This is a genomic window from Mesorhizobium sp. P3_A8 (assembly GCF_056402995.1).
In genome coordinates, this window is sequence record NZ_JBFUGI010000008.1 from 246,052 (window position 1) to 268,927 (window position 22,876).

The 22,876-nt window shown below is 63.2% G+C and carries 19 protein-coding genes; 16 read left to right on the plus strand and 3 right to left on the minus strand.

What is annotated here, in order from left to right; genetic code table 11:
* Positions 1–32 precede the first annotated feature (32 nt).
* The 9 genes from AC1DX4_RS20555 to AC1DX4_RS20595 all read left to right on the plus strand — a co-directional run bounded on the left by AC1DX4_RS20555 (position 33) and on the right by AC1DX4_RS20595 (position 9,866).
* Positions 33–629 carry a LysE family translocator gene (locus AC1DX4_RS20555; RefSeq protein WP_477222027.1) on the plus strand — a complete coding sequence of 199 codons (597 nt, stop codon included), beginning with the start codon at positions 33–35 and terminating at the stop codon, positions 627–629.
* 87 nt (positions 630–716) lie between these two features.
* Positions 717–1,187, plus strand: a complete 471-nt coding sequence (locus AC1DX4_RS20560; RefSeq protein WP_477222028.1) for a nucleoside deaminase — start codon at positions 717–719, stop codon at positions 1,185–1,187.
* A 218-nt stretch (positions 1,188–1,405) separates the two neighbouring features.
* Positions 1,406–2,680: an efflux RND transporter periplasmic adaptor subunit gene (locus tag AC1DX4_RS20565; protein ID WP_477222029.1), complete on the plus strand. Its 1,275-nt coding sequence runs from the start codon at positions 1,406–1,408 to the stop codon at positions 2,678–2,680.
* Positions 2,677–5,841: an efflux RND transporter permease subunit gene (locus AC1DX4_RS20570; protein ID WP_477222030.1), complete on the plus strand. Its 3,165-nt coding sequence runs from the start codon at positions 2,677–2,679 to the stop codon at positions 5,839–5,841. The genes AC1DX4_RS20565 and AC1DX4_RS20570 overlap by 4 nt, the downstream gene beginning before the upstream one ends.
* 79 nt (positions 5,842–5,920) lie before the next feature.
* Positions 5,921–6,538 (plus strand): nitrile hydratase subunit alpha, encoded by a 618-nt coding sequence (gene nthA / locus AC1DX4_RS20575; protein ID WP_477222031.1) that lies wholly within the window; start codon positions 5,921–5,923, stop codon positions 6,536–6,538.
* Complete coding sequence (gene nthB / locus AC1DX4_RS20580) at positions 6,535–7,194, plus strand: nitrile hydratase subunit beta (protein WP_477222032.1); 660 nt, start codon at positions 6,535–6,537, stop codon at positions 7,192–7,194. The genes nthA and nthB overlap by 4 nt, the downstream gene beginning before the upstream one ends.
* Complete coding sequence (locus tag AC1DX4_RS20585) at positions 7,181–7,558, plus strand: nitrile hydratase accessory protein (protein WP_477222033.1); 378 nt, start codon at positions 7,181–7,183, stop codon at positions 7,556–7,558. Before nthB ends, AC1DX4_RS20585 begins: the two co-directional genes overlap by 14 nt.
* 98 nt (positions 7,559–7,656) lie before the next feature.
* On the plus strand, positions 7,657–8,586 hold the full coding sequence (locus AC1DX4_RS20590) for a DMT family transporter (RefSeq protein WP_477222034.1): 930 nt from the start codon (positions 7,657–7,659) through the stop codon (positions 8,584–8,586).
* 152 nt (positions 8,587–8,738) lie between these two features.
* Positions 8,739–9,866 carry an ATP-dependent DNA helicase gene (locus AC1DX4_RS20595; RefSeq protein WP_475450192.1) on the plus strand — a complete coding sequence of 376 codons (1,128 nt, stop codon included), beginning with the start codon at positions 8,739–8,741 and terminating at the stop codon, positions 9,864–9,866.
* A gap of 19 nt (positions 9,867–9,885) precedes the next feature.
* Here the strand turns inward: AC1DX4_RS20595 and AC1DX4_RS20600 are convergent, their stop codons facing one another.
* Complete coding sequence (locus AC1DX4_RS20600; protein WP_477222035.1) at positions 9,886–10,290, minus strand: SpoIIAA family protein; 405 nt, start codon at positions 10,288–10,290, stop codon at positions 9,886–9,888.
* 153 nt (positions 10,291–10,443) lie between these two features.
* On the opposite strand from AC1DX4_RS20600, the gene AC1DX4_RS20605 reads away from it, so the two are divergent.
* From AC1DX4_RS20605 to AC1DX4_RS20620, 4 genes are all read left to right on the plus strand, one after another.
* Positions 10,444–11,184, plus strand: a complete 741-nt coding sequence (locus AC1DX4_RS20605; RefSeq protein WP_477222036.1) for a pyridoxine 5'-phosphate synthase — start codon at positions 10,444–10,446, stop codon at positions 11,182–11,184.
* 98 nt (positions 11,185–11,282) lie between these two features.
* Positions 11,283–13,196 (plus strand): potassium transporter Kup, encoded by a 1,914-nt coding sequence (locus AC1DX4_RS20610; RefSeq protein ID WP_477222037.1) that lies wholly within the window; start codon positions 11,283–11,285, stop codon positions 13,194–13,196.
* 189 nt (positions 13,197–13,385) lie between these two features.
* Complete coding sequence (locus tag AC1DX4_RS20615) at positions 13,386–15,305, plus strand: potassium transporter Kup (protein ID WP_477222038.1); 1,920 nt, start codon at positions 13,386–13,388, stop codon at positions 15,303–15,305.
* Positions 15,306–15,340: 35 nt separating this feature from the next.
* Positions 15,341–16,369: an SDR family oxidoreductase gene (locus AC1DX4_RS20620; protein WP_477222039.1), complete on the plus strand. Its 1,029-nt coding sequence runs from the start codon at positions 15,341–15,343 to the stop codon at positions 16,367–16,369.
* A gap of 34 nt (positions 16,370–16,403) precedes the next feature.
* Here AC1DX4_RS20620 and AC1DX4_RS20625 read toward each other — a convergent pair whose 3' ends face one another.
* The gene (locus AC1DX4_RS20625; protein WP_477222040.1) at positions 16,404–17,294 is read right to left on the minus strand and encodes an SDR family oxidoreductase; all 891 of its coding nucleotides are present in this window, start codon (positions 17,292–17,294) and stop codon (positions 16,404–16,406) included.
* 186 nt (positions 17,295–17,480) lie between these two features.
* On the opposite strand from AC1DX4_RS20625, the gene AC1DX4_RS20630 reads away from it, so the two are divergent.
* From AC1DX4_RS20630 to AC1DX4_RS20640, 3 genes are all read left to right on the plus strand, one after another.
* Positions 17,481–17,840 carry a winged helix-turn-helix transcriptional regulator gene (locus AC1DX4_RS20630; RefSeq protein ID WP_477222112.1) on the plus strand — a complete coding sequence of 120 codons (360 nt, stop codon included), beginning with the start codon at positions 17,481–17,483 and terminating at the stop codon, positions 17,838–17,840.
* 53 nt (positions 17,841–17,893) lie between these two features.
* A complete protein-coding gene (locus AC1DX4_RS20635) occupies positions 17,894–19,177 on the plus strand; it encodes an FAD-dependent oxidoreductase (RefSeq protein ID WP_477222041.1) in 1,284 nt (427 codons plus the stop codon).
* Between the two features lie 63 nt (positions 19,178–19,240).
* Positions 19,241–22,021 carry a CHAT domain-containing protein gene (locus AC1DX4_RS20640; protein ID WP_477222042.1) on the plus strand — a complete coding sequence of 927 codons (2,781 nt, stop codon included), beginning with the start codon at positions 19,241–19,243 and terminating at the stop codon, positions 22,019–22,021.
* Here AC1DX4_RS20640 and AC1DX4_RS20645 read toward each other — a convergent pair.
* Positions 22,005–22,790 (minus strand): glutathione S-transferase family protein, encoded by a 786-nt coding sequence (locus tag AC1DX4_RS20645; protein WP_477222043.1) that lies wholly within the window; start codon positions 22,788–22,790, stop codon positions 22,005–22,007. The genes AC1DX4_RS20640 and AC1DX4_RS20645 overlap by 17 nt on opposite strands.
* Positions 22,791–22,876: the final 86 nt, after the last annotated feature.

Genomic DNA, 22,876 nt, shown 5'->3' on the forward strand with positions numbered 1-22,876 from the left:
GACAATAATGCTGACGTATCTGGGAGGATACCATGTCACTCGACGCATTCCTCGCACTGCTCGTCTATGCCTTCGTGACCTCGATCACGCCGGGGCCGAACAACCTCATGCTGTTGGCCTCCGGCGTCAATTTCGGCATCGCCAGGACGGTGCCGCACATGCTGGGCATCAGCATCGGCTTTCTTGTCCTGTTGCTGGCCGTCGGTTTCGGGCTTGGCGCGGTGTTGACGGCATTTCCGGCGCTGCACAACGCCCTCAAGATCGCCGGTGCCGCCTATCTGCTCTATCTCGCCTGGAAGATCGCCATGTCTCGCTCATTGAGCGGCAAGGGCGAGGCGGAAGCGCGGCCGATGCGCTTCATCGACGCGGCGGCATTCCAGTGGGTCAATCCCAAGGCCTGGGTGATGGCGATCACCGCTATGGCCGTCTATGCCAATGCCGAGCACCCGTTCCTGTCGGTGGTGTTGATCTCGATCGCCTTCACCATCGTCAACCTGCCGAGTGTTTCGGTATGGGCGGGATTCGGTACGGCGCTGCGGGGATTCCTGTCGGATCCGGTGCGGCTCAAATGGTTCAACATCGCCATGGGCGTGCTGCTGGCGGCGACGCTTTGGCCGATGCTGCGGTAGGCGGACTTGAATCTGATTTGAAGCCCCTTGGAAATCCCTCCGCTTCGAGACAAGATCATCCCGCTTAGCCTCTTTGGGGATAGTCCGATGGAAAGCCACGAGCCGTTTTTACGCGAGGCGATTGCGCTCTCGAAATCCTCAATGGAACGCGGCGACGAACCGTTTGGCTCGGTGCTGGTCAAGGACGGCGACGTCATCCTGCGCGCCGAAAACAGCGTCTTCACCGGCCACGATATGACGAACCACGCCGAGATGAACCTGGTCAAACTGGCGGCGCAACACTACGACACTGCTTTTCTCGCTGACTGCACGCTCTATACCAGCACGGAGCCGTGCGCGATGTGCTCCGGGGCGATTTACTGGTCGGGCATCGGGCGTATGGTGTTTGCGTGCTCCGAAGCGCGGCTTGGCGAGATCGCCGGGATCGGGTTGAACGTGCCGAGCCGGGCGGTGCTGCAAACCGGCGCGCGCATCGTCACTGTGGTTGGCCCGAACCTCGAAGACGAAGCCGCCGAAGTCCATCAGGAGTTCTGGCCGAAGCATCTGGGCAAGGCTTAAAGCCCAGCCTTTGGAGCCCATGACGGGCTTCGACCGGCGGCCATAGCCGGCTGCACAACCATTGTGCAGTGCACATTAAATCTTCGTAATGCCGTGTTTTGGCCCTTTTCCAACAAACGCGTGTCCTATCTATTCGGCGAAATCGCGGCAATCAGCCGTGAGTTGCGCTAGAATACGACCACCTTTCTATGGCGTGTCGGACGGAGAGGCCTTTGTCGATGCGTGGAAAAGTCATTCTTTCATTGCTTGCCGTCGCCTGTGCGGGCGCGGCCTGGCTCTACCTTTCGCCGGAGACGCTGGGCAAGGCTCAGCAGCTCGTCGGCATGAAGCAGGTCGCGGCGACGGACAAACCGGCTGGTGATAAGCAGGCAGCCGGGGGGCAGGCGGCCGGAGGCAAGCAAGGGGGCGGCAATGGCGCCCGCTCGGCCTCGATTCTTTCCGCGACGGCAACGACGGCGGACTTCCCGGTCCGGCGTTATGCCATCGGCTTCGTCTCCTCTCCGGCAGTGGTCAACATCAACGCGCGGGTCTCCAGTCAGATCGTGTCGATCGACGTCAAGGACGGCCAGATGGTGAAGGCCGGCGACACCCTGTTCTCGCTCGATGACCGCGCGCTGAAGGCGCAGCTCGCCAAGGATCAGGCGACGCTCGCCAAGGACCAGGCGATGCTTGCCAGCTCGAATTCCGATCTTCAGCGCGCCAAGGATCTTGTCGCCAAGCAGGCCGGCACGCAGCAGACCTATGACCAGGCCGTAGCCGCGCAGAAGGCGGCGGCGGCGACCGTCGATGCCGACAAGGCGACGATCGATGCCGACAATGTCCAGCTTGGCTTTGCCAAAATCACCGCGCCGATTGCCGGCAGGCTTGGCGCCGTCAGTGTTGCCATGGGTGACCTCGTCACCGTCAGCAATGGCAACAGCAGCACGGCGACCCCGCTGGTGACGATCACCCAGATGGATCCGTTGCAGGTCAACTTCAATCTGCCGGAAAGCAACCTGGCGCTGCTGCACAAGGCGCTTGCCAATCCGCAGCAAGGCGCCGTGACCTTGACCAAGGATGGCGACCCAACGCCGATCGGCAAGGGCACGCTCGATTTCGTCGATTCCAGCGTCGACACCGCTTCCGGTACCATCGCGACAAGAGCCAGCATACCAAACTCTGATCTCTCGCTGTGGCCCGGCCAGTATGTGAATGTCATCCTTGATGCCGGCATCATGCCGCAGATGACGTCTGTTCCGACTGTCGCGGTCCAGCCCAGCCAGAAGGGACCGTTCGTCTATGTGGTCAAGCCGGACAACACGGTCGAGATGCGGCCGGTGCAGGTGGCGCTGACCGAAGGTGAGAACAGCGCCATCAGCCAGGGGCTGAAAAGCGGCGAGAAGGTCGTCACCGAAGGCCAGACAAGACTGAAGGACGGCGCCGCCGTGCATGAAGGCGCCGCGGCAGCACCCAAGGTGGCTCAGGCGACCAACACGGGCGAGGCGGCCCAATGATCTCCGAATTCTGCATTCGCAGGCCCGTCGCCACCCTCCTGATGTCGTTCGCCCTCGTGCTGGGCGGACTGTTTGCCTACAAGTTCCTGCCGGTGGCGGCACTGCCCAGCGCCGAATTCCCGGTCGTCAACGTTTCTGCCTCGCTGCCCGGCGCCTCGCCGGAAACGATGGCGACATCGGTGGCGACGCCACTGATCAAGCAGTTCGCGACCATCGCCGGCATCGATTCCATTTCGACCACGAACTCGCTCGGCCAGACCTCGATCGCCATCCAGTTCGTGCTCAACCGCGACATCGATGCCGCGGCCGCGGACGTGCAGGCGGCGATCGCGCGCACGCAGAAATCGCTGCCGCCGCAAATGACGGCGCCGCCGAGTTATCGCAAGGTCAATCCGGCCGACGCGCCGATCCTGTTGATGTCGCTGGTCAGCGACACGGTTCCGCTGACCGATCTTGATGCTTTCGCGGAAAACGTCATCTCGCCATCGCTGTCGACGATCGATGGGGTGGCTCAGGTTTCGATCTTCGGCCAGCAGAAATATGCCGTGCGCATCCAGATCGATCCGACAGCGCTTGCCGCGCGCGGCATCTCGATCGATCAGCTGCAGGCGGCGGTCGCCTCGGCCAACAGCAACACGCCGCTCGGCGTGCTGCAGAACAACAAGCAGCAGTTGACCATCACCGCCAACACGCAGCTGACCGACGCCGCCGGCTTCTCCAACATCATCATCGCCACCAAAAACGGCCACCCGGTGCGGCTGGGCGAGGTGACCCGCGTCGTCGATTCGGTGCAGACGACCACGACCGCAAGTTGGTATGACGGCACCCGCGCCATCATCATGGCCGTGCAGCGCCAGCCTGACGCCAACACCGTCGACGTCGTCGACAAGGTCAAGGCGATGCTGCCGTCCTTCCAGGACCAGATGCCGGCCGCCGCCCAGATCAAGCTGCTCAATGACCGTTCGAGCTCGATCCGCCAGGCCGTCAGCGACGTGCAGTTCACGCTGCTGCTCACCATTGCCCTGGTGATCCTGGTGATCTTCGTGTTCCTGCGCCGGGTGACGGCGACCATCATCCCGGCCGTGGCGGTGCCGATCTCGCTGATCGCCACGCTCGGCGCGATGTTCCTGTTCGGCTTTTCCATCGACAACATATCGCTGATGGGCCTGACGCTTGCGGTCGGCCTCGTCGTCGACGACGCCATCGTGATGCTCGAAAACATCTTCCGCCATATGGAGGAGGACGGGTTATCGGCCTTCGATGCATCGCTGAAGGGCGCGCGCGAAATCGGCTTCACCATCATCTCGATCTCGATTTCGCTGGTGGCCGTGTTCATCCCGGTGCTGCTGATGGGCGGCGTCATCGGGCGCATCTTCAACGAGTTCGCCGTCGTGGTGACGGTCGCCATCCTGGCGTCGATGTTCGTGTCGCTGACGCTGACGCCAATGCTGTGTTCACGATTGCTGTCGGTGACCAAGGCCGATCGCGACAAGCATGGCTCCGGCCACAAGCTGGACCTCGTCACACGCAGCTACGACCGGGTTCTGACATTCTGCCTGCGGCACACCTTCCTGGTGTTCCTGGTCTTTGTCGGCACCGCGGCCGCGTCGGTGTGGCTGATCGAAATCTCGCCGAAGGGCTTCTTTCCGCAGGAGGATATCAGCCAGATCTCGGTGACGACCATCGCGCGCCAGGACATTTCTTTTGACGCCATGGTGAAGCTGCAGGGGCAGGTGGCAAGCGTCTTTTCGCATTCGCCCTATGTTTCGCATGTGGCATGGTCGGCAGGCAGCGGTAACAATGCACTGAACCAGGGCCAGCTCTATGTGCAGCTGAAGGACAAGACCCAGCGACCCGACATCGAGAAGGTGCAGGCGGATCTGCGCAAGCAGCTGGCTGGCGTGGCGGGCATCGAGACCTACATGCAGCCGGTGCAGAACCTGCGGCTCGGTTCGCGCTCATCGGCCAGTGCCTACCAGCTCGTGGTGCAGGGCCTCGATACCGGTCTGACCGATCAATGGGCGCAGAAACTGAATGACGCGATGGCGGCCGACCATACGACCTTCACCGACGTCACCAGCGACTTGCAGAACAATGCCCTGCAAGCATCGCTGGTCATCGATCGCGACAAGGCCGCCCAACTCGGCATCGATACCGACACGCTGCGCTCCGCCCTCTATGGCGGGTTCGGCACCGACCAGGTCTCGACGATCTTCGGTTCGGCCGACAGCTACGAGGTCATCACCGAGCTTGACCCCAAGATCGAGTGGTCGCCCGAGCGCATGCTCGCCATCCAGATGAGGACGGCGAGCGGCAGTCTGGTTCCGCTTGGCGCTTTCGCCCGGGTCGACCGCACGGCCGGCGCTCTGACGGTCAACCAGCTCGGCCAGCTTCCGGCCGTGACCATCTCCTACAACCTGCCGCAAGGCGTGGCGCTCGGCGACAGCGTGACGCGCATCAACGCGCTCAAAGAGCAGATCGGCATGCCGACGGCGATCTCGACCAGCTTTGCCGGCACGGCCAAGACCTTCCAGGATTCGCTGGCCAACCAGGGGCTGCTGGTCGGCGGCGCGATCCTGACCATCTATATCGTGCTCGGCATTCTCTATGAGAGCTTCATCCACCCGCTCACCATTCTCACCGGCCTGCCGTCGGCGGTGCTGGGCGCCGTTGTCGCCTTGCGCTTCGCCGGCATGGATCTGTCGGTCATCGCGGTGATCGGCATCCTGATGCTGATCGGCATCGTCAAGAAGAACGGCATCATGATGGTCGATGTCGCGCTGGAGCTCCGACGAGACGGCATGTCGGCCAAGGACTCCATCCACAAGGCGTGCCTGATGCGGTTCAGGCCGATCATGATGACGACGCTGGCCGCACTGATGGGCACGTTCCCGATCGCTCTCGGCACCGGCGCCAGCGCGGAACTCCGCCAGCCGCTGGGGGTTGCCGTTGTCGGCGGCCTGCTGGCCTCGCAGGCGCTGACCCTGTTCGTGACGCCGGTGATCTACGTCTACATGGAGAATTTCTCGGGCTGGCTGGTCGGGCTGTGGTCGAGAGGCAAGGCCAAACCGCAGGTGGTCAAAGAGAGTGGCGACCAGCCTTCGCTGTTCGGCACCAATGACGACATCCCGGCAGACGCGCAAAAGACAGCGGCTGAATGACAGGCTGACATGGCAAGGACAGAAGCTGGCCCAAGCTGTCGTGCTTGCGGCTGGCAGAGCAGAGCCGTAATTTGTGGCCATGTCCCATGATCATGACCACGACAACGAACTCGATCCGTTTGCCGCCCGCGTGCGGGCGCTGGAAACCATCCTGACCCGCAAGGGACTGATCGATCCGGCGGCGATCGACGTTATCGTCGATACTTACGAGACCAAGATCGGCCCGCGCAACGGCGCCAGGGTGGTGGCCAAGGCCTGGAGCGATCCTGCCTATGCGGACTGGCTCAAGCGCGACGCGACGGCGGCGATCGAATCGCTGAGCTATACCGGCCGCCAGGGCGAGCACATGCAGGCGGTGTTCAACACCGGGGATACGCACAACCTCGTCGTCTGCACGCTGTGCTCCTGCTATCCATGGTCGGTGCTTGGCCTGCCGCCGGTCTGGTACAAGGCGCCGCCCTATCGGTCGCGCGCGGTGATCGATCCGCGCGGCGTGCTCGAGGAATTCGGGCTGACGCTGCCGGCCGCAACAAAGATACGGGTTTGGGATTCGACGGCGGAGCTGCGCTATCTCGTGGTGCCGATGCGGCCGGAGGGCACGGAAGGCTGGAGCGAGGATCGGCTGGCCGAGCTGGTGAGCCGCGATGCCATGATCGGCACTGCGCTGGCCCAAGAACCGGCAGGGGAGCCGGCATGAACGGGCCGCAGGATCTCGGCGGGCAGATGGGGTTCGGCCCGGTCGCGCCCGAACAGGACGAACCCTATTTCCATGCTCCCTGGGAAAGGCGGGCGCTCGGCGTGACGCTCTGCGCCGGCGGCATGGGCGCCTGGAACATCGATGAGAGCCGGCACGCGCGGGAATCGCTGCATCCGGCCGACTATTACTCTTCCAGCTACTACCAAATCTGGATCAAGGCGCTGGAGACCCTGCTCAAGCGCCATGGTTTCGTCAGCGAACGCGATCTCGAGGCGGGCGAGGCGATCGATGCGGCAGCGACCCCGAAACGCGTCCTGAAGGCGGAGAATGTGCCTGCCGTGCTGGCCAAGGGCGGCCCTTGCGACCGGCCGATGGCGCAACCGGCGCGCTTTAAGGCCGGTGACGCCGTGCGGACCAAAAACTTCAATCCGACCGGCCACACCAGGCTGCCGCGCTACGCGCGCGGCAAGCGGGGCACAATCGAGGCGGTGCGTGACGGCTTTGTCTTTCCCGACAGCAACGCGCATGGCCAAGGCGAGAACCCGCAATGGGTCTACACGGTGGTTTTCGACGGCACGGAGATCTGGGGCGAGGGCGCCGATCCGACGCTGACCGTGTCGATCGACGCCTGGGAGAGCTATCTTGAGCCGGCCTGACGGGACCGCCGCCGATTTGCCCGCGAGCCTCGACGCGCCGGTATTCGCCGAGGCGGTGTTTGCCGAGCCGTGGCAGGCCGAGGCGTTCGCCATGACGGTGGCGCTGCACGACAAGGGCCTGTTTTCGTGGGGCGAATGGGCGGATGCCTTGTCGGAAGAGGTGAAGAAGCCGGGTGCGGCGGCCGACGGTCATGACTATTACGAGCATTGGCTGGCGGCACTGGAAAGTCTGCTTGCCTCCAAGGGACTGGCCGCCAAGCTCGATGTCGATGCGGTGGCGCAGGCCTGGGAACGCGCCGCGCATGCCACCCCACACGGCAAGCCGATCCTGCTGGAAAACGATCCGGAGTTCCAATCTGCCTGATCAGGCGGATATCTTTCGGACCGTCCAAATCCTCACACCTGCCAAGACGATGGCAACCATCCCTCGCGAAAAGCCGCCCTCTACCCAAGAGAGAATGAATGTACCTGCCGGAAATTCTCTCGATCGGCGCGGCCCTATGCATAGCCACAAGCGGCATGCTGGCCGGTGAACTCGTCGGCCGCATCGATGCGTTGACCCTGACCCGCCTGCAGACGCTTGCGGTGACTGTCGCCACTGCCATCGCGGCAACAGCGCTGGGCGGCTGGGCCGGGCTGCTGCCATGGCAGATGGCTTATCTTGCCGCCTCCGGCGTGTTCGGGATCTTCATCGCTTCGACAGCCTATATCTCGTCGATATTCGCGCTCGGGCCGCGTCTGGCGCTGCTGGTGTTCTCGCTGACGTCGCCCTTTGCCCTGATCATGGGTTATGTTTTCCTCGGCGAGACGGTCGGTCCGCTCAAACTGGCCGGCGTGGCGCTGGTCATCGCCGGCATTGTGCTCGCCATCCTGTTCGGGCGCCCGGCCAAGGTTCAGCCGGAAGGCATTTTCCCGACGCCACCGATCGAGACGGCGGTGCTGCCGGCAAAGCAGATGACCTTGCCTGTCGGTCTCGCCTTTGGACTGGTAGCGGCACTGGGGCAGGCGTCTGGCGCCCTGGTGGCGCGTCCCGTCATGGCATCGGGCGTCAACCCGTTCACGGCGATGGCGATTCGGACCGGGGTGTCGGCCGTGTTGTTCCTGCTGCTGGTGCTGGTTCCCCTGCGCAGCGTTGCCAAGCGCCCCCGGCCGTCGGCGCGAACGCTGGGCATCGGCATTTGCGGCGCGTTGATTGGCACGGGCATGGGCATGTCGCTCATCATGGCCGCGCTGGCCGGCGGAAAGGTCGGCATCGTCTCGACATTGTCGTCGCTGTCGCCAGTATTGGTGTTGCCGATGGTGTGGCTGCGCAGCGGCTACAGGCCGTCGGCACCGGCCTGGGCCGGGGCAGTGCTCGCCTTCGCCGGCACGGCTTTGATTGCGCTCGGCTGACAGCAGCAATCAACCGGGCGCCTGCGTCTGTTCTCTTTACGTTCTTCTATGTGCCTGATAGCCTGAACCGTCGGCGGCGCTTGGTGCGTCACTGATGGCAGTCGACAGGCGACTGTCTTGTCTTTCGCTTGCGAATCCGGTCTGTCGCACTGATGGAATTCTCTCCCCAACAGGACGAGGCGCTGCAAGCGGTCGCCCGCTGGTTGCAGGTCGGCCAGCCGCAGCTGTTCCGGCTGTTCGGCTATGCCGGCACCGGCAAGACGACGCTGGCGCGCTATTTTGCCGACCATGTCGACGGTCAGGTGCAGTTCGCCGCCTTCACCGGCAAGGCGGCACAAGTGCTGCGCTCCAAGGGCGCGGTCAATGCACGCACCATCCATTCGCTGATCTACCGGCCCAAGGGCGAGGAATCGGTTGAAAACGAGGTGACCGGCAAGACCTCGATGTCGCCGACCTTTTCGCTCAACCGGCAGAGCCCGATTTCCCGTGCGAAACTGGTCGTCATCGACGAATGCTCGATGGTCGACGAGCAGCTTGGCCGCGACCTGATGAGCTTCGGCACGCCGATCCTGGTGCTGGGCGATCCCGGCCAGTTGCCGCCGATTTCCGGCGGCGGCTTCTTCACCGATCACGAACCGGATTTCCTGCTCACCGAAATTCACCGGCAGGCGCGTGACAATCCCATCCTGCGGCTGGCGCTCGATGTGCGCGAAGGCCGCGAGTTCATGCGCGGCGACTATGGCACGGCGCAGGTTATCGGCAAGGAAGACGTCACCCAGGAACTGGTGCTGAAGGCCGACCAGGTGCTGGTCGGCACCAACCGCACGCGCCGCCGCTACAATCAGCGCCTGCGTGAGCTCAAAGGCTTCAATGCCGACTATCCGCAGGCCGGCGACAAACTGGTCTGCCTGCGCAACGATCCGGCCAAGGGGCTGCTCAACGGCTCGCTGTGGAAGGTGATGACCTCGTCGCGCGAGACGGTGAAACCAGGCATCAATCTGCTGGTGTCGCCGGAAGAGGACGACCCGGATCGCGGCGTTGCCAAGATCAAGCTGCTCAAGGCGGCGTTCGAGGATCCGGACGCCGACATCCCCTGGCAGCAGAAGAAGCGCTTTGACGATTTCGACTATGGCTATGCGCTGACCGTGCACAAGGCGCAGGGTTCGCAGTGGAACGAGATCGTGCTGTTCGACGAAAGCTGGGCCTTCAAGGAAACCCGCCAGCGCTGGCTTTACACCGCGATCACGCGGGCCGCCGAGCGGCTGACGATCGTCAGATAAGACATGGCGGCCAGAGTCGTCATGGCGCGCTGAGCGGCTGGACACCGAGCCATTTCCAGGCCTCGGCCTCATCCTCGGCCCTGAAATGCCTGAATTCGATCGGCGACGACCTGGGCAAAGCGTGCCGTGCGTCCGGCGTCCAGTCCGGCGTGCCGATCGCCGCGCAACGGCCTATATGCTCCAGTGCGTGGACAGCACCCTGTTTGAGGGTTTCGTCGGAGATGTCGGTCCAGTCGACGCCATCGTGATCGACCATGCGCACGGCCACGTCGATTCGCTGGTGGAGCGCGTAGGCCGCCTCCAGCAGGCCGAACAGATTCTCGGCGTCGGCCGCCGAGACATGCCCGACCACATCGATGGCGAACAGGTCGTCGCGACCGGTGTCTATGCGACGGATCGCCGGCACGGATTGCAGGAAATTCACGGTTGGTGCCTCCTTTTTGCGAAATGGCGTGGTCTTCTGGAACACCCGAAAGCCCTATCTGTTCCCGTCAAAGGCGCTATAGATGCCCGGTCTCAACCGCGCCGCGGCCGAACAGTGGCGCGCCTCAACCGCCTGATTTCACGGACGTCAGCCATGCCCGCAAAGCTTTCCGTCAACCTCAACGCCATCGCCATGCTGCGCAACCGCCGCGACCTGCCGTGGCCCAGCGTGATCGGTGTCGGCCGCCTTGCCCTTGCCGCCGGAGCGCATGGATTGACCGTCCACCCGCGTCCCGATGAGCGTCACACACGGCATTCCGACGTGCCCGAGATCAGGGCGCTGATCGACGACGAGTTCCCTCAGGCCGAATTCAACATCGAGGGCTACCCGAGCGAGGATTTCCTGGCGTTGGTGGAAAAGCATCAGCCCGAACAGGTGACGCTGGTGCCCGATGATCCGGCACAGGCAACCTCCGACCATGGCTGGAATTTCGTCACTGACGCGGCATTCCTGACGCCGATCGTCACGCGCCTGAAGAAGGGTGGTTTCAGGGTATCGCTGTTTTCAGACGCCGATGCTGCCGGCATGACGGCCGCGCGCGATACGGGCGCGGACCGGATCGAGCTCTATACAGGCCCTTATGGCAGCTACCATTCCGATTCCGCAAAAGCGACCAAAGAGCTGGAAAGATTGGGGAAAACGGCCGATGCAGCGTTCGCTGCGGGCCTCCAGGTCAATGCCGGCCACGATCTGACGGTGGACAATTTGCCCGCACTGGCGAAGCGCATCCCGGCATTGGCCGAAGTGTCGATCGGACATGGGTTGACAGCCGACGCGTTGGAGTATGGCATGGCCGGCACGGTCGGTCGGTTTCTCAGAGCCTGTGGCTGGTAGGGGTAGAGCTTCGCCTTGCAGGTATGGCAGCCATGGCGTGCAATTGACATCGCATCGCAGCATGCGTGAAGCACCGCGCGCTTGTCGGGGAGTGGTCCATGGACCTTGCCAGTCGCGGTAGCGAGGCCGAAACCGTCGAGCAATCGGGCCATTCCGGGGCCGAACAGCAAAGCACCAAGGTTCTGATGCTGGGTGCGCTCGGTGTTGTCTATGGCGATATCGGCACCAGTCCGATCTATGCCTTCCGTGAGGCGCTTCACGCTTCGCCCGGTGTCGATCCGCGCGTTCACGTGCTTGGCGTGCTGTCGCTGATCGTCTGGGCGCTGACGATCATCGTGACCATAAAATATGTCGCCTTCGTGCTTCGGGCCGACAACAAGGGCGAAGGCGGCACGTTGTCGCTGATGTCGCTGGCGCGCACCGCCTATCCCAAAGGCGCGCGGCTCATCCTGGCCATCGGCCTTTGCGGCGCGGCGTTGTTTTTCGGCGATTCGATCATAACGCCGGCCATCTCCGTGCTGTCGGCGGTCGAAGGCCTCAGGGTGGTGACACCGACATTGGACGCTTACGTCGTGCCGATCACGCTGGTCATCCTGGCCATCCTGTTTTCGGTGCAACGCTTCGGCACGGGAAAGGTGGCGGCGGTGTTCGGGCCGGTGACCGCGCTGTGGTTCCTGGCCATCGGCGTCGCGGGGCTCTATCACCTGATGGACGATCCATCGATCCTGCTGGCCATCAATCCGTATTACGCGGTCGCCTATCTCGTCAGCACACCCACGGCCGCCTTTGTCACTGTCGGCGCGGTGTTCCTGGCCGTCACCGGAGCCGAAGCGCTCTATGTCGATCTCGGCCATTTTGGACGCAAGCCCATCGTGCTGGCGTGGTTTTCCGTGGTTTTCCCTTGCCTGCTGCTCAATTATTTCGGGCAGGGGGCCTTTGTGCTGGCCAATGGCGGCAGGCCGACCAATCCATTCTTCCAGATGCTGCCTGACTGGGCGCTGATGCCGATGGTGGGACTGGCGACGGCCGCGACCGTCATCGCCAGCCAGGCAGTCATATCAGGTGCTTTTTCGCTGACCCGCCAGGCGGTGCAGCTCAACCTTCTGCCACGCATCGAGGTGCAGCATACGTCCGAAATGCAACTCGGCCAGATCTACATGCCTCGCGTCAACCTGCTCATCGCGCTCGGGGTGATGCTGCTGGTCGTCGGTTTCGGCAGCTCGAGTTCGCTGGCTTCCGCCTATGGCATCTCGGTGACCGGCGAAATGCTGATGACGACGATCCTGCTGTTCGTTGTCATGCGCAAGCTGTGGAAATGGACACTGGCGGTCGCCCTGCCGCTGACCTTGCTGTTCGGTGTCATCGACAGCGGCTTCTTCCTGGCAAACATCGTGAAGATCTTCGAAGGCGGCTGGGTATCGATCACGGTTGCCTGCCTGATGGGACTGATCATGGGGACCTGGATACGCGGCACCCGCTATCTCTTCGACAAGACCCGCCGCAACGAGATCCCGCTCGATTTCCTCGCCGGCAATCTCTTGAAGAAGAAGCCGCATTTGGTCTCGGGCACCGCGGTGTTCCTGACCAGCGATCCGCTCAGCGCGCCAACAGCGCTGATGCACAGCCTGAAGCACTACAAGGTGCTGCATGAGCAGAACGTCATCCTTTCGGTGGTGACGGCGCCGCAGCCGGTGGTGCCCGACAGCGACCGGGTCAAGATGGAAACGGTCAACGAGCTGTTCATGCGGGTGACGCTGACCTTCGGCTACATGGAACAGCCCAACATTCCGCGTGCGCTGGCGATCTGCCGCAAGCAGGGTTGGAAGTTCGACATCATGACGACGTCGTTCTTCTTGTCGCGGCGCTCGCTCAAGGCATCGCCCAATTCCGGCATGCCGGTGTGGCAGGATCGGCTGTTCATCGGCTTGGCGCGCACGGCGGCCGATGCGACCGAATATTTCCAGATCCCGACCGGGCGTGTCGTGGAAATCGGCACACAAGTCGCTATCTAAAGCAGATAGGGCAGGTATTATTGGGCACCCGTCATGCCCCCGCAGCCGCGAATTCAGCCCGCAACCATTGGATTTACAGGCGATTTCCCAAGGAGCCTAGCGTTGCCGGCATGGGAGCCATCACGCGACGGCACTTGATATTGCATTGCAGCAAGCGTAGAGCACCGCGCGCTTATCGGAGTGTCGTCCATGGCCCTTGCCAATGCTGGTAGTGAGGCAGAACCCGTCGAACAGTCGAGCCACCCGGAAATCGAACAGCATAGCACCAAGGTGCTGATGCTGGGCGCGCTGGGTGTGGTCTATGGCGATATCGGCACCAGCCCGATCTACGCCTTTCGCGAGGCGCTGGTGGCGTCGTCCCATGGCACCGTCGCCGATCGCGCAGATATCCTCGGCGTGTTGTCGCTGATCATCTGGTCGCTGACGATCATCGTCACCATCAAATACATCATGTTCGTGCTGCGCGCCGACAACCGCGGCGAGGGCGGCGTGCTGTCACTGATGGCGCTGGCGCGCGGCAGTTTCCCGAAGCGCTCGGCGATCATCCTGGGCGTCGGCATCGTCGGCGCTTCGCTGTTTTTCGGCGATGCGGTCATCACGCCGGCGATTTCGGTGTTGTCGGCGGTCGAGGGCATGAATGTCGTCACCCCTGCCTTCCAGCCCTATGTCGTGCCGCTGACACTGGTCATCCTCGCCATGGTGTTCGCGGTGCAGCGCTTTGGCACGGGCGGGGTGGGGCTGGTCTTCGGTCCGGTGACCGCGATCTGGTTCCTGGCAATCGGCCTGTCCGGCCTCAAGCATATCATCGCCGATCCGGAAATCCTTTGGGCGATTAGCCCGCACTACATCGTCGCCTTCCTGATCCATTCGCCCGACGTCGCCTTCGTGACGATCGGCGCCATCTTCCTGGCCGTCACCGGTGCAGAGGCGCTCTATGCCGATCTCGGCCATTTCGGCCGCAAGCCGATCGTGCTGGCCTGGCTGTCGATCGTGTTTCCCTGTCTGCTTTTGAACTATGCCGGGCAGGGCGCCTTCGTGCTGGCCAAGAATGGCGTCGTCGGCCATCCGTTCTTCGAGATGAACGAGGGTTGGGCGCTGATTCCCATGGTCGTGCTGGCGACCGCTGCAACGGTCATCGCCAGCCAGGCGGTGATTTCGGGTGCCTTCTCGCTGACCAGGCAGGCGGTGCAGCTCAACATGCTGCCGCGGCTGGAAATCCTGCATACGTCCGAAAGGCAGTCCGGCCAGATCTACATGCCGCGCGTCAACCTTCTGCTGGCATTGGTGGTGATGATGCTGGTGGTCGGCTTCGGCGAATCCAGCAAGCTCGCCTCGGCCTATGGCATCTCGGTGACCGGCAACATGCTGGTGACGACGGTGCTGCTCTATGTCGTCATGACCCGCATCTGGAAATGGAAGCTGTCGGTGGCGATCCCGCTGACCGCGCTATTCACTTTCATCGATATCGGCTTCTTCGCCTCCAACATCGTCAAAGTGTTCGAAGGTGGCTGGGCGTCGCTGGCGGTGGCCTTCACCATTGTGCTCGGCATGTGGACCTGGGTACGCGGCAGCCGCTACCTCTTTGACAAGACCCGGCGCAACGAGATCCCGCTCGATTTCCTCGCCGCCAATCTGTTGAAGAAGAAGCCGCAGCTGGTGTCCGGCACCGCGGTGTTCCTGACCAGCGATCCCTTGAGCGCGCCGACCGCGCTGATGCACAGCCTGAAGCACTACAAGGTGCTGCATGAGCAGAACGTCATCCTCTCCGTGGTGACCGCGCCGCAGCCCGTCGTGCCGGACAGCGAACGGGTCAAGATGGAGACGGTCAACGAGCTATTCATGCGGGTGACACTGACCTTCGGCTACATGGAACAGCCCAACATCCCGCGCGCGCTGGCGATCTGCCGCAAGCAGGGCTGGAAGTTCGACATCATGACGACATCGTTCTTCCTGTCGCGCCGCTCACTCAAGGCATCGCCCAATTCCGGCATGCCTGTGTGGCAGGACAAGCTGTTCATCGGCCTGGCGCGCACCGCATCGGATGCGACCGAATATTTCCAGATCCCGACCGGACGTGTGGTAGAAATCGGCACGCAGGTGGCGATCTGATCGGCTTGATCGCCTCGGCCTAACAGGAGGCGGGCATGAGCGGCGAATTGGTGCTTGTCACCGGCGGATCGGGCTTCCTCGGCGCCCACTGTATCCTTGAACTCTTGAAGGCGGGCTATCGCGTGCGCACGACCGTGCGCTCCGCCAAGCGGCAAGCCGATGTGCTGGCCATGCTCGGGGCAGGCGGCGCCGAGCCGGGCGACCGGCTGTCCTTTGCCATCGCCGACCTCATGAGCGACGCAGGATGGCCGCAAGCGGTCGCCGGCTGTGACTATGTCCTGCACGTCGCCTCGCCATTTCCGCCCGGCGTGCCGAAGCACGAGGATGACCTGATCATTCCGGCTCGCGAGGGGGCATTGCGAGTGCTGCGGGCGGCGCGGGACGCTGGTGTCAAACGCGTCGTGCTGACCTCGTCCTTCGCAGCGATCGGCTACGGCAAGATGCCGGCCGGGCCGTTCACCGAAGAGAGCTGGACCGATCCCACGGCCAAGGTCAGCGCCTATGTGAAGTCGAAGACGCTTGCCGAGCGCGCGGCCTGGGATTTCATCGGCGCCGAGGGCGGCAGGCTGGAACTGGCGGTCGTCAATCCGGTCGGCATTTTCGGGCCGGTGCTCGGGTCCGACCACTCGACCTCCACCGAATTTGTCCAGCGCATGATGAACGGCGCCATGCCGGGGCTGCCGCGCCTGTCCTTCGGCGTCGTCGATGCACGCGACGTGGCCGACCTGCATGTGCGCGCCATGACCAATCCGGCGGCGAAGGGCGAGCGCTTCCTGGCGGTATCAGGCGATTTCATGACCGTGCGGGAGATCGCGCAGACCTTGAAAACGCGGCTCGGCGCTGCGGCGGCACGCGTTTCGACCAGGCAGCTTCCCGATTGGCTGGTGCGGATCGTCGGATTGTTCAACCCGGAAGCCGCGCAGCTCGTAACGGAGCTTGGCAAGGTCAAGAATGCCACCAGCGCCAAGGCGGTGCGCCTGCTTGGCTGGGCGCCGCGCTCTCGCGAGGACGCGCTGGCCGCCACAGGCGAAAGCCTGATCCGGCTCGGCCTGCTCAAGAAGTAGCGCGGCGGGAGGAAGACCTCCCACCGCGCGGGCTTCAACCAGCCAGAGCAGCTTTGTTGGCTTCTAGGAACTGCTTCAGCGATACGGACTTGCGACCGGAGAGTTTCTCCACGGAGTCCGTCACCATGCCAAGGCCGCCGCCTCGCGTGGTGGCGTCGAAGGATACCAGAAGCTTGGCGAAGTTCTCGGGCAGGCCGGCTGCCTTCATACCCTCGGTCAGGGCCTCGTCGGAAAGCTGCACGACCTGGATGGGCTTGCCGGTAACTTCAGTGACCAGTGCGGCGACCTCCGCGGCCGTATAGGCTTTGGGACCTGTCAGCGTGTAGGTCGTGCTCTCGTTGGTGCCGGAGGCGAGCCCTGCTGCAATCGCTGCCGCAAGATCGTCGCGCGTGCCATAGGAAATGCGGCCTTCACCCGCCGATGTATACCATTGGCCCGACGCCAGGATCTGCGGCGTCGCCATGAACAGGTTCTCGTCATACCAGCCGTTGCGGAAGATCGTGTAGGGAATGCCGCTCGCCTTGATCGCCTGCTCGGTGTCGTAGTGGTCGGGTGCGAAATGGACGGGGGACCCCGGCTCCGGGTTGGGCATCGAGGTGTAGAGCAAGTGGGCGACGCCTGCCTTGCTGGCGGCAGTGACGGCCGCGAGTTGCTGCTCACGGCGCTTTCCCTGCACCTCGAGTTCGTTGGTCGAGATCACGAGCACGCGGTCGGCGCCCGCGAAGGAATTGGCAAGCGATGCCGGATCGTTGAAGTCGGCGGCCCGCACGACAACACCGCGCGCTGACAGATCGGCGAGATTGGCCGGCGTGCGGGTCGTTGCGATGATCTGCGTCGCCGGAACCTTGAAGGTCTCCAGCAAGTGGTTGATGACGCTGCGGCCGAGCTGGCCGGACGCGCCGGTGACGAGAAGAGTTGCGGTCATGGGGGATCCTGAAGTTGCGCCGGAATGGCGGTTCGGGTGCTGGTCTCAAAAAGAGACCAGCACTAAAATAGGAATTGACCTGGTGCCGTAAAGAAGGCAGTTTTTCGGGAGGTAGGCACAGCCAGGGAACCAGCCATGGACGGCACGACCATCAAACTGAGATCCAAACTTGAGATCTACAAAGCGATGACCGAGGGCGGAAGCATCGCCGATTGCCCAGTCCGCGACGTCATCCAGGGGCTCAATGGTAAATGGAGCTCGCTGTTGATGGCGGCGCTGGCCGAGCAGCCCTATCGCTTTGGTGAATTGCGGCGACTGGTGCCCGACATCTCGCAGCGCATGCTGACCCAGACGCTCTACGATCTGCAGCGCGACGGCTATGTGCATCGCGAAGTGTTCCCGACCAAGCCACCGAGTGTCGAATACAGCCTGACCGACCTCGGGCGCTCGATGTTTTCCGCCCTGCATCAGTTGATCCAGTGGGCGGAGCTCAACCATGATGCGGTGCGCGAGGCGCGTGCCGGCTTCGACGCAACGCAGGCTTGAGCAGCACGACGGCGTTCGGCGCCGCGACTTGATTTCATCCGGCGGCTGAAGGATTGTCCCGGCCAGTTCGGCTTGGGGGCATCGGCATTTCCTACGACATCGCAATTGCAGGCGCCGGTCCGGCGGGGCTGGCCATGGCGCTCTATCTCAAGCGTGCCGGGCACAGGGTCACCATCTTCGAGCGCTTCGAGGAGCCGAAGCCGGTCGGCTCCGGGCTGATCCTGCAGCCGACCGGCCTGACGGTTCTGGCCGATCTCGGCCTGCTCGACGACATACTGGCGCTCGGCGCCCGCATCGACCGGCTGCATGGCGCCGATGCCTCGACCGGCCGCACCGTGCTCGATGTCCGCTACGACGCCCAGCGCGGCCGCCGTTTCGGCCTGGCGGTGCACCGCGCGGCCCTGTTCGGCGTGCTGTTTCGCTCAGCCCGGCGTGAGGCGATCGCCATCGAGACCGGCGTCGAGATCGAGACCGTGGAGGCCGGCGAACGGTCGACGCTGATCTGTGGCAATGGACGAAGGGCAGGGCCGTTCGATCTGGTCGTCGACGCCAGCGGTTCGCGCTCGAAACTGCGGCAGAGCGTGGGCAATGCAGCCGCGCCACGGCCACTCACCTATGGTGCGTTCTGGGCATCGCTTGATTGGCGCGGCGAGGGCTTTGACGAGCACGCGCTCTTGCAGCGCTACGACAGGGCCAGCGTAATGATCGGCGTACTGCCGATCGGCCGGCCGGAACCGGGCGCCGAGAAGATGGCGGCGTTCTTCTGGAGCCTGAAGCCAGCCAATGCCGACGCGGTACGAGGTCTTGGTATCGATGCCTGGAAGGACCGAGTGGTGCGGCTGTGGCCGCAGAGCGAGGCGTATACCAGCCAGATCGACAGTTTCGATCAGCTGACGCTGGCCCGCTACGGCCACCACACGATGAAGCTTCCGGTTGGCCGCAGCTTGGCCGTCATCGGCGACGCCGCGCATTCGACCAGCCCGCAGCTCGGACAAGGGGCCAATATGGCGCTGCTCGACGCGGCGGCGCTCAGCCATGCGCTGGCGCGCACGCAGAGCGTCGAGGCAGCGCTCGAAACTTATGCCAAGGCGCGGCGCTGGCATGTGCGTGTCTTCCAGGCGCTGTCGCTGGCGTTCACGCCGTTCTACCAGTCGGATTCCGTGGCACTGCCCTTCATCCGCGACAGGTTGGTGGCGACCATCGCAAAGATCCCGCCGGCGCCGCAGCTTCTGGCCTCGATGGTCGCCGGCACGGTGATCGATCCGTTCAGGCGGGCAGGGCTGACGGAAGCGCGATGGGATTTCGGACAAGATCCAGGTCATAATACGAACGCATAATAGTTTTCGCTCGGGCCGGTTCGCATGCACGCCATGTTCAGAGCGCGACAATCGCAACATCTGATGCGCATCGTTGCATCGTTCTTGTTGACGCTGATCGTGGCGTTGCCTTTACCTCGGGCGCAAGCCCAGACGCCAGGTCAGGCCAGTCAGCAGGTGGTGGCTGACAGTGAGGAGGCGCTGAAAGCCCGCATCGACGCGGCCTACAAGCTGATGACGGAAGTCGGACATTTCGACGAAGGCTATGCACTGTTGCGGTCAGCGCTGCTCGATGCCGCGAGAGGCGACCTCAATGAGTTTACGGTCGTCAGCTACTCGAACGCCGGCGCGACTTTCCTGAACGGCCAGTTTCTCGAAGAGTCCGAAGCGATTTTTACCGAAGGCCTGAAGACCAGGGCGATGCAGCAGGATGTCGCGAAGCGCGCCGATTTCTATCTCAACTACGCGATGCTGAAGCAGGCCGAGAAAGACCATCGGAGCGCCGTTTCCATGTTCGCCAATGCGATTGGCCTCTACGAGCACTATTATGGCAAGGACTCCAGGGAGCTCATCTTCGCCACCGATCAGATGACGACGGCCGTTGCGGCAGTCGGCAACATCGCTTCCGCCATCAACATCGAGCAGGGCAATGTGGAGGCAGCCGAGCGCGCGCTTGGCAATGACGACCCGCTCACCTGGACACTGCAGAACAATCTCGCGGACCTGCTGCGCCAGATGGGCGCACCGACACGTGCCTTGCAATATGACCTGGTGGTGATCGAGAAACGCACCGCTTATTACGGCGCAAATCATTTCTTTGTTCTGGCCAGCGCCAGCAACACGGCACAGGACTATCTCAACCTCGGCAAGTATGACGAGGCCTTGCGCTATCTCCAGCAGCAGCGGGACATCGCCGTCGCTCTCAACCAGCAAGGCAATCTGGTCGAGCAGGCCGATGCATGGCTGCTCTACACCAGGGCGCTCTCCGGCGCGCAGCCGCTCGACGAGCCGACAATCGCACATCTGCAGTCGCTGACCCCCGACCAGGGCTATCCCGAGATACTGGCAATCAAGATCGCCAATCTGCTGGCCGTGCATTTCGACGCCACGGGGGATTTGGAAAGCAGCATGCGGCAACTCGACCAAGCTTATCGCATCGCCGGGTCAAAATTCGACTTGCCGCCTCCGCTGGAGTTTGCCGCACGACAGGCGATTGCCAATCTCAAGGCGAAGACGGATCCCGCGGCTTCGGCGGCCGATTTCGCCGGTCTCGACAATGACATGCTGCGGTGGAATTCGATGCAGGTGAGCTCGGCCGGCAATCCCATCGTCGCTGAAGCCAGCCGCGCGCTGGCCGACGACATGCTCTACGACTACGCGCGCTTAGCGCAAAACAACGCATCGGCGGTGCCGGCATTCGCCGATGCCGTGCGCCGCTGGCCGACGCTCGAGAACGGCAAGCGGGATAGGCTGCGCAGGCTTTTGCGAATGATCGATCCGAACGATACGGAGACGCGACGTCTGATCCAGACCGCGATGCGGCTGTCCTTCGCCTATCAGGAGGTTGTGTCCAGCGGCGACGATATTGAGCATACGGGGGCGTTGCTGATGGGGCAGCTTCAGTCGATGGACGACACGCTCAACACCAGGCTCTCGGCGAAGTACGGCTTCGACGAGAAGGCAATGCAGAAGCCTCTGCCGACGGCTGAGACATCGCTGAAGCCCAATGAGGCGCTGGTCGACTACTTCATCACCCGCAAGTGGCGGGCCGACCGCGAGAGCGACGATCCGCTGGAAGACGAGCGTCTCTATGCGATCGTCACGCGCAATGACCAGCCGCCGCGCCTCTATGATCTCGGCGATTCGCGCCGGATCATTCCGGCCGCGCAGGAAACCCGCATGGCGAACCTCCGATCCAGCCGTTCCGCGCAGGAGCGCGGCGCCGTGCCGCTGGTCGATCGCGACGCTACGTTCACCGGGCTTTACGCCGGGCTGCTGGCGCCTCTGGAATCGTCGCTCGCAGGTGCGGATACACTTTTCGTGGTGCCCGACGGCAAATTGTTTTCGGTACCGTTTCCGTTGCTTCAGGACGCCAAGGGTGTGACGCTGGATGACCGCTTTGTGGTGCGCATGCTGACGCGGCCGGAATCCTTGTTGAACGCAGGTGTCGATCAGAGCTTTCCAAGGAACGGCAAGGCCCTGCTCGCCGGCGGCCTCGACTATACGCGTGGCGCGGAGAAGGGCGCCGAGCCATTGCCGGGCACCAGGAAGGAAGTCGATGCAATCGCTTCGATCCTGCGCGGCGACCAGTATTCGGTCGACATGCTCACCGGAACGGCGGCCGGCGAGCGGGCATTGCGCAAGGATATGGAGCAGGCGACGGTTGCGCATCTGGCCACACATGGCGCCTATCGTGACGACAAAGAGGGCGGTGTGAGCGCCGTGAATGCGCTTTGGCAGAGCCAGGTTGTGCTGTCGCAGTCGGGAGACCGGCAATCGATGAAGCGCGACGATGATGATGGCCGGCTCTATGGCATGGAACTGATGGACTGGGATCTGTCGGGCCTTGACCTGCTTGTTCTGTCAGCTTGCGAGACGGCCCGTGGGCAGGAGACGTTCGTCGGCGGTTTGCGCGGCCTGCCGACCGCGATCAGCATTGCCGGCGCGAAGCGGTCGCTGTTGGCGCTGTGGCCGGTGGATGATGCGGGAACTGCCGGTTTCATGGTCGGGTTCTACAAGCATCTTACCGCCGGACAGACCTATCCGGAAGCGCTGCGCCAGACCCGCCGCGATGCCCGCGACGGCAAGATATCGGGCGCCCAGGACCCGCGGGTCTGGGCCGCCTTTGTCATGTTCGAGAACTGACACGGCTCAAAGCGACTGCTTGTTCCTGATCTGAGCGTTCAAGTCGTCGTGCCAACGCAAATGGTCTGGCCGGATCGCTCCGGCGGATGACGCTGGACAAAAATGATCCCTTGGCGTGCAGGAAGGCATGCAGGCGCTGCGGATAGTCCGGCGCCACGGCGTGCCTGATCGACGGACGATCACGCAGCGCCTGCCGCCAGGCCTGGACGCGCGGCTTGCCATCCAGGATGCCGAAATCGCCGATCTGGTCGAAAGCGTCGAGATATCGGAAAACCGGGCCGTAGACGGCATCGACGAGCGAGAAGCGGTCGCCAGCGAACCATGGGCCATTCCGATCGGTGTCGTCAGCCAGTTCGGCCTCAAGGCGATCAAACATGGCCGACAGCGCGCCGGATTCGGCAAGGAAGCCGGCCTCGGTCGGTGCTGAATAGAACCGGCCGATGGCGTTGAGGGTGGCCGAGCCGAACTCTATCCAGGCACGGTGCCGGGCACGGGCATAGGGGTCGGCCGGGTGGAGGGGATTGGCCCGTGTCTCCTCGAGGAATTCGAGGATGACGGCGGATTCGAAGATTGTTGTTTCCTCGCCATTTCGCCGCACGCGCAGCAGTGGCACCTTGCCGAGCGGCGAGATCGCCTTGAACCAGTTCGGCTTGTCGGCGAGGTCGATGTCGGCGCGCTCGAACGGCACGCCTTTCTCGGTCAGCGAGATCGCCGCGCGCTGGACATAGGGGCAGAGAGGATGGCTGACGAGGATGAGCTTGTCGGTCATGATTTGCCTTTCGATGTTGATGCAATTGCATCTATGTAGATGCGCGTGCATTGATCGTCAAGCTTGATGCATCTGCATCTATCCCC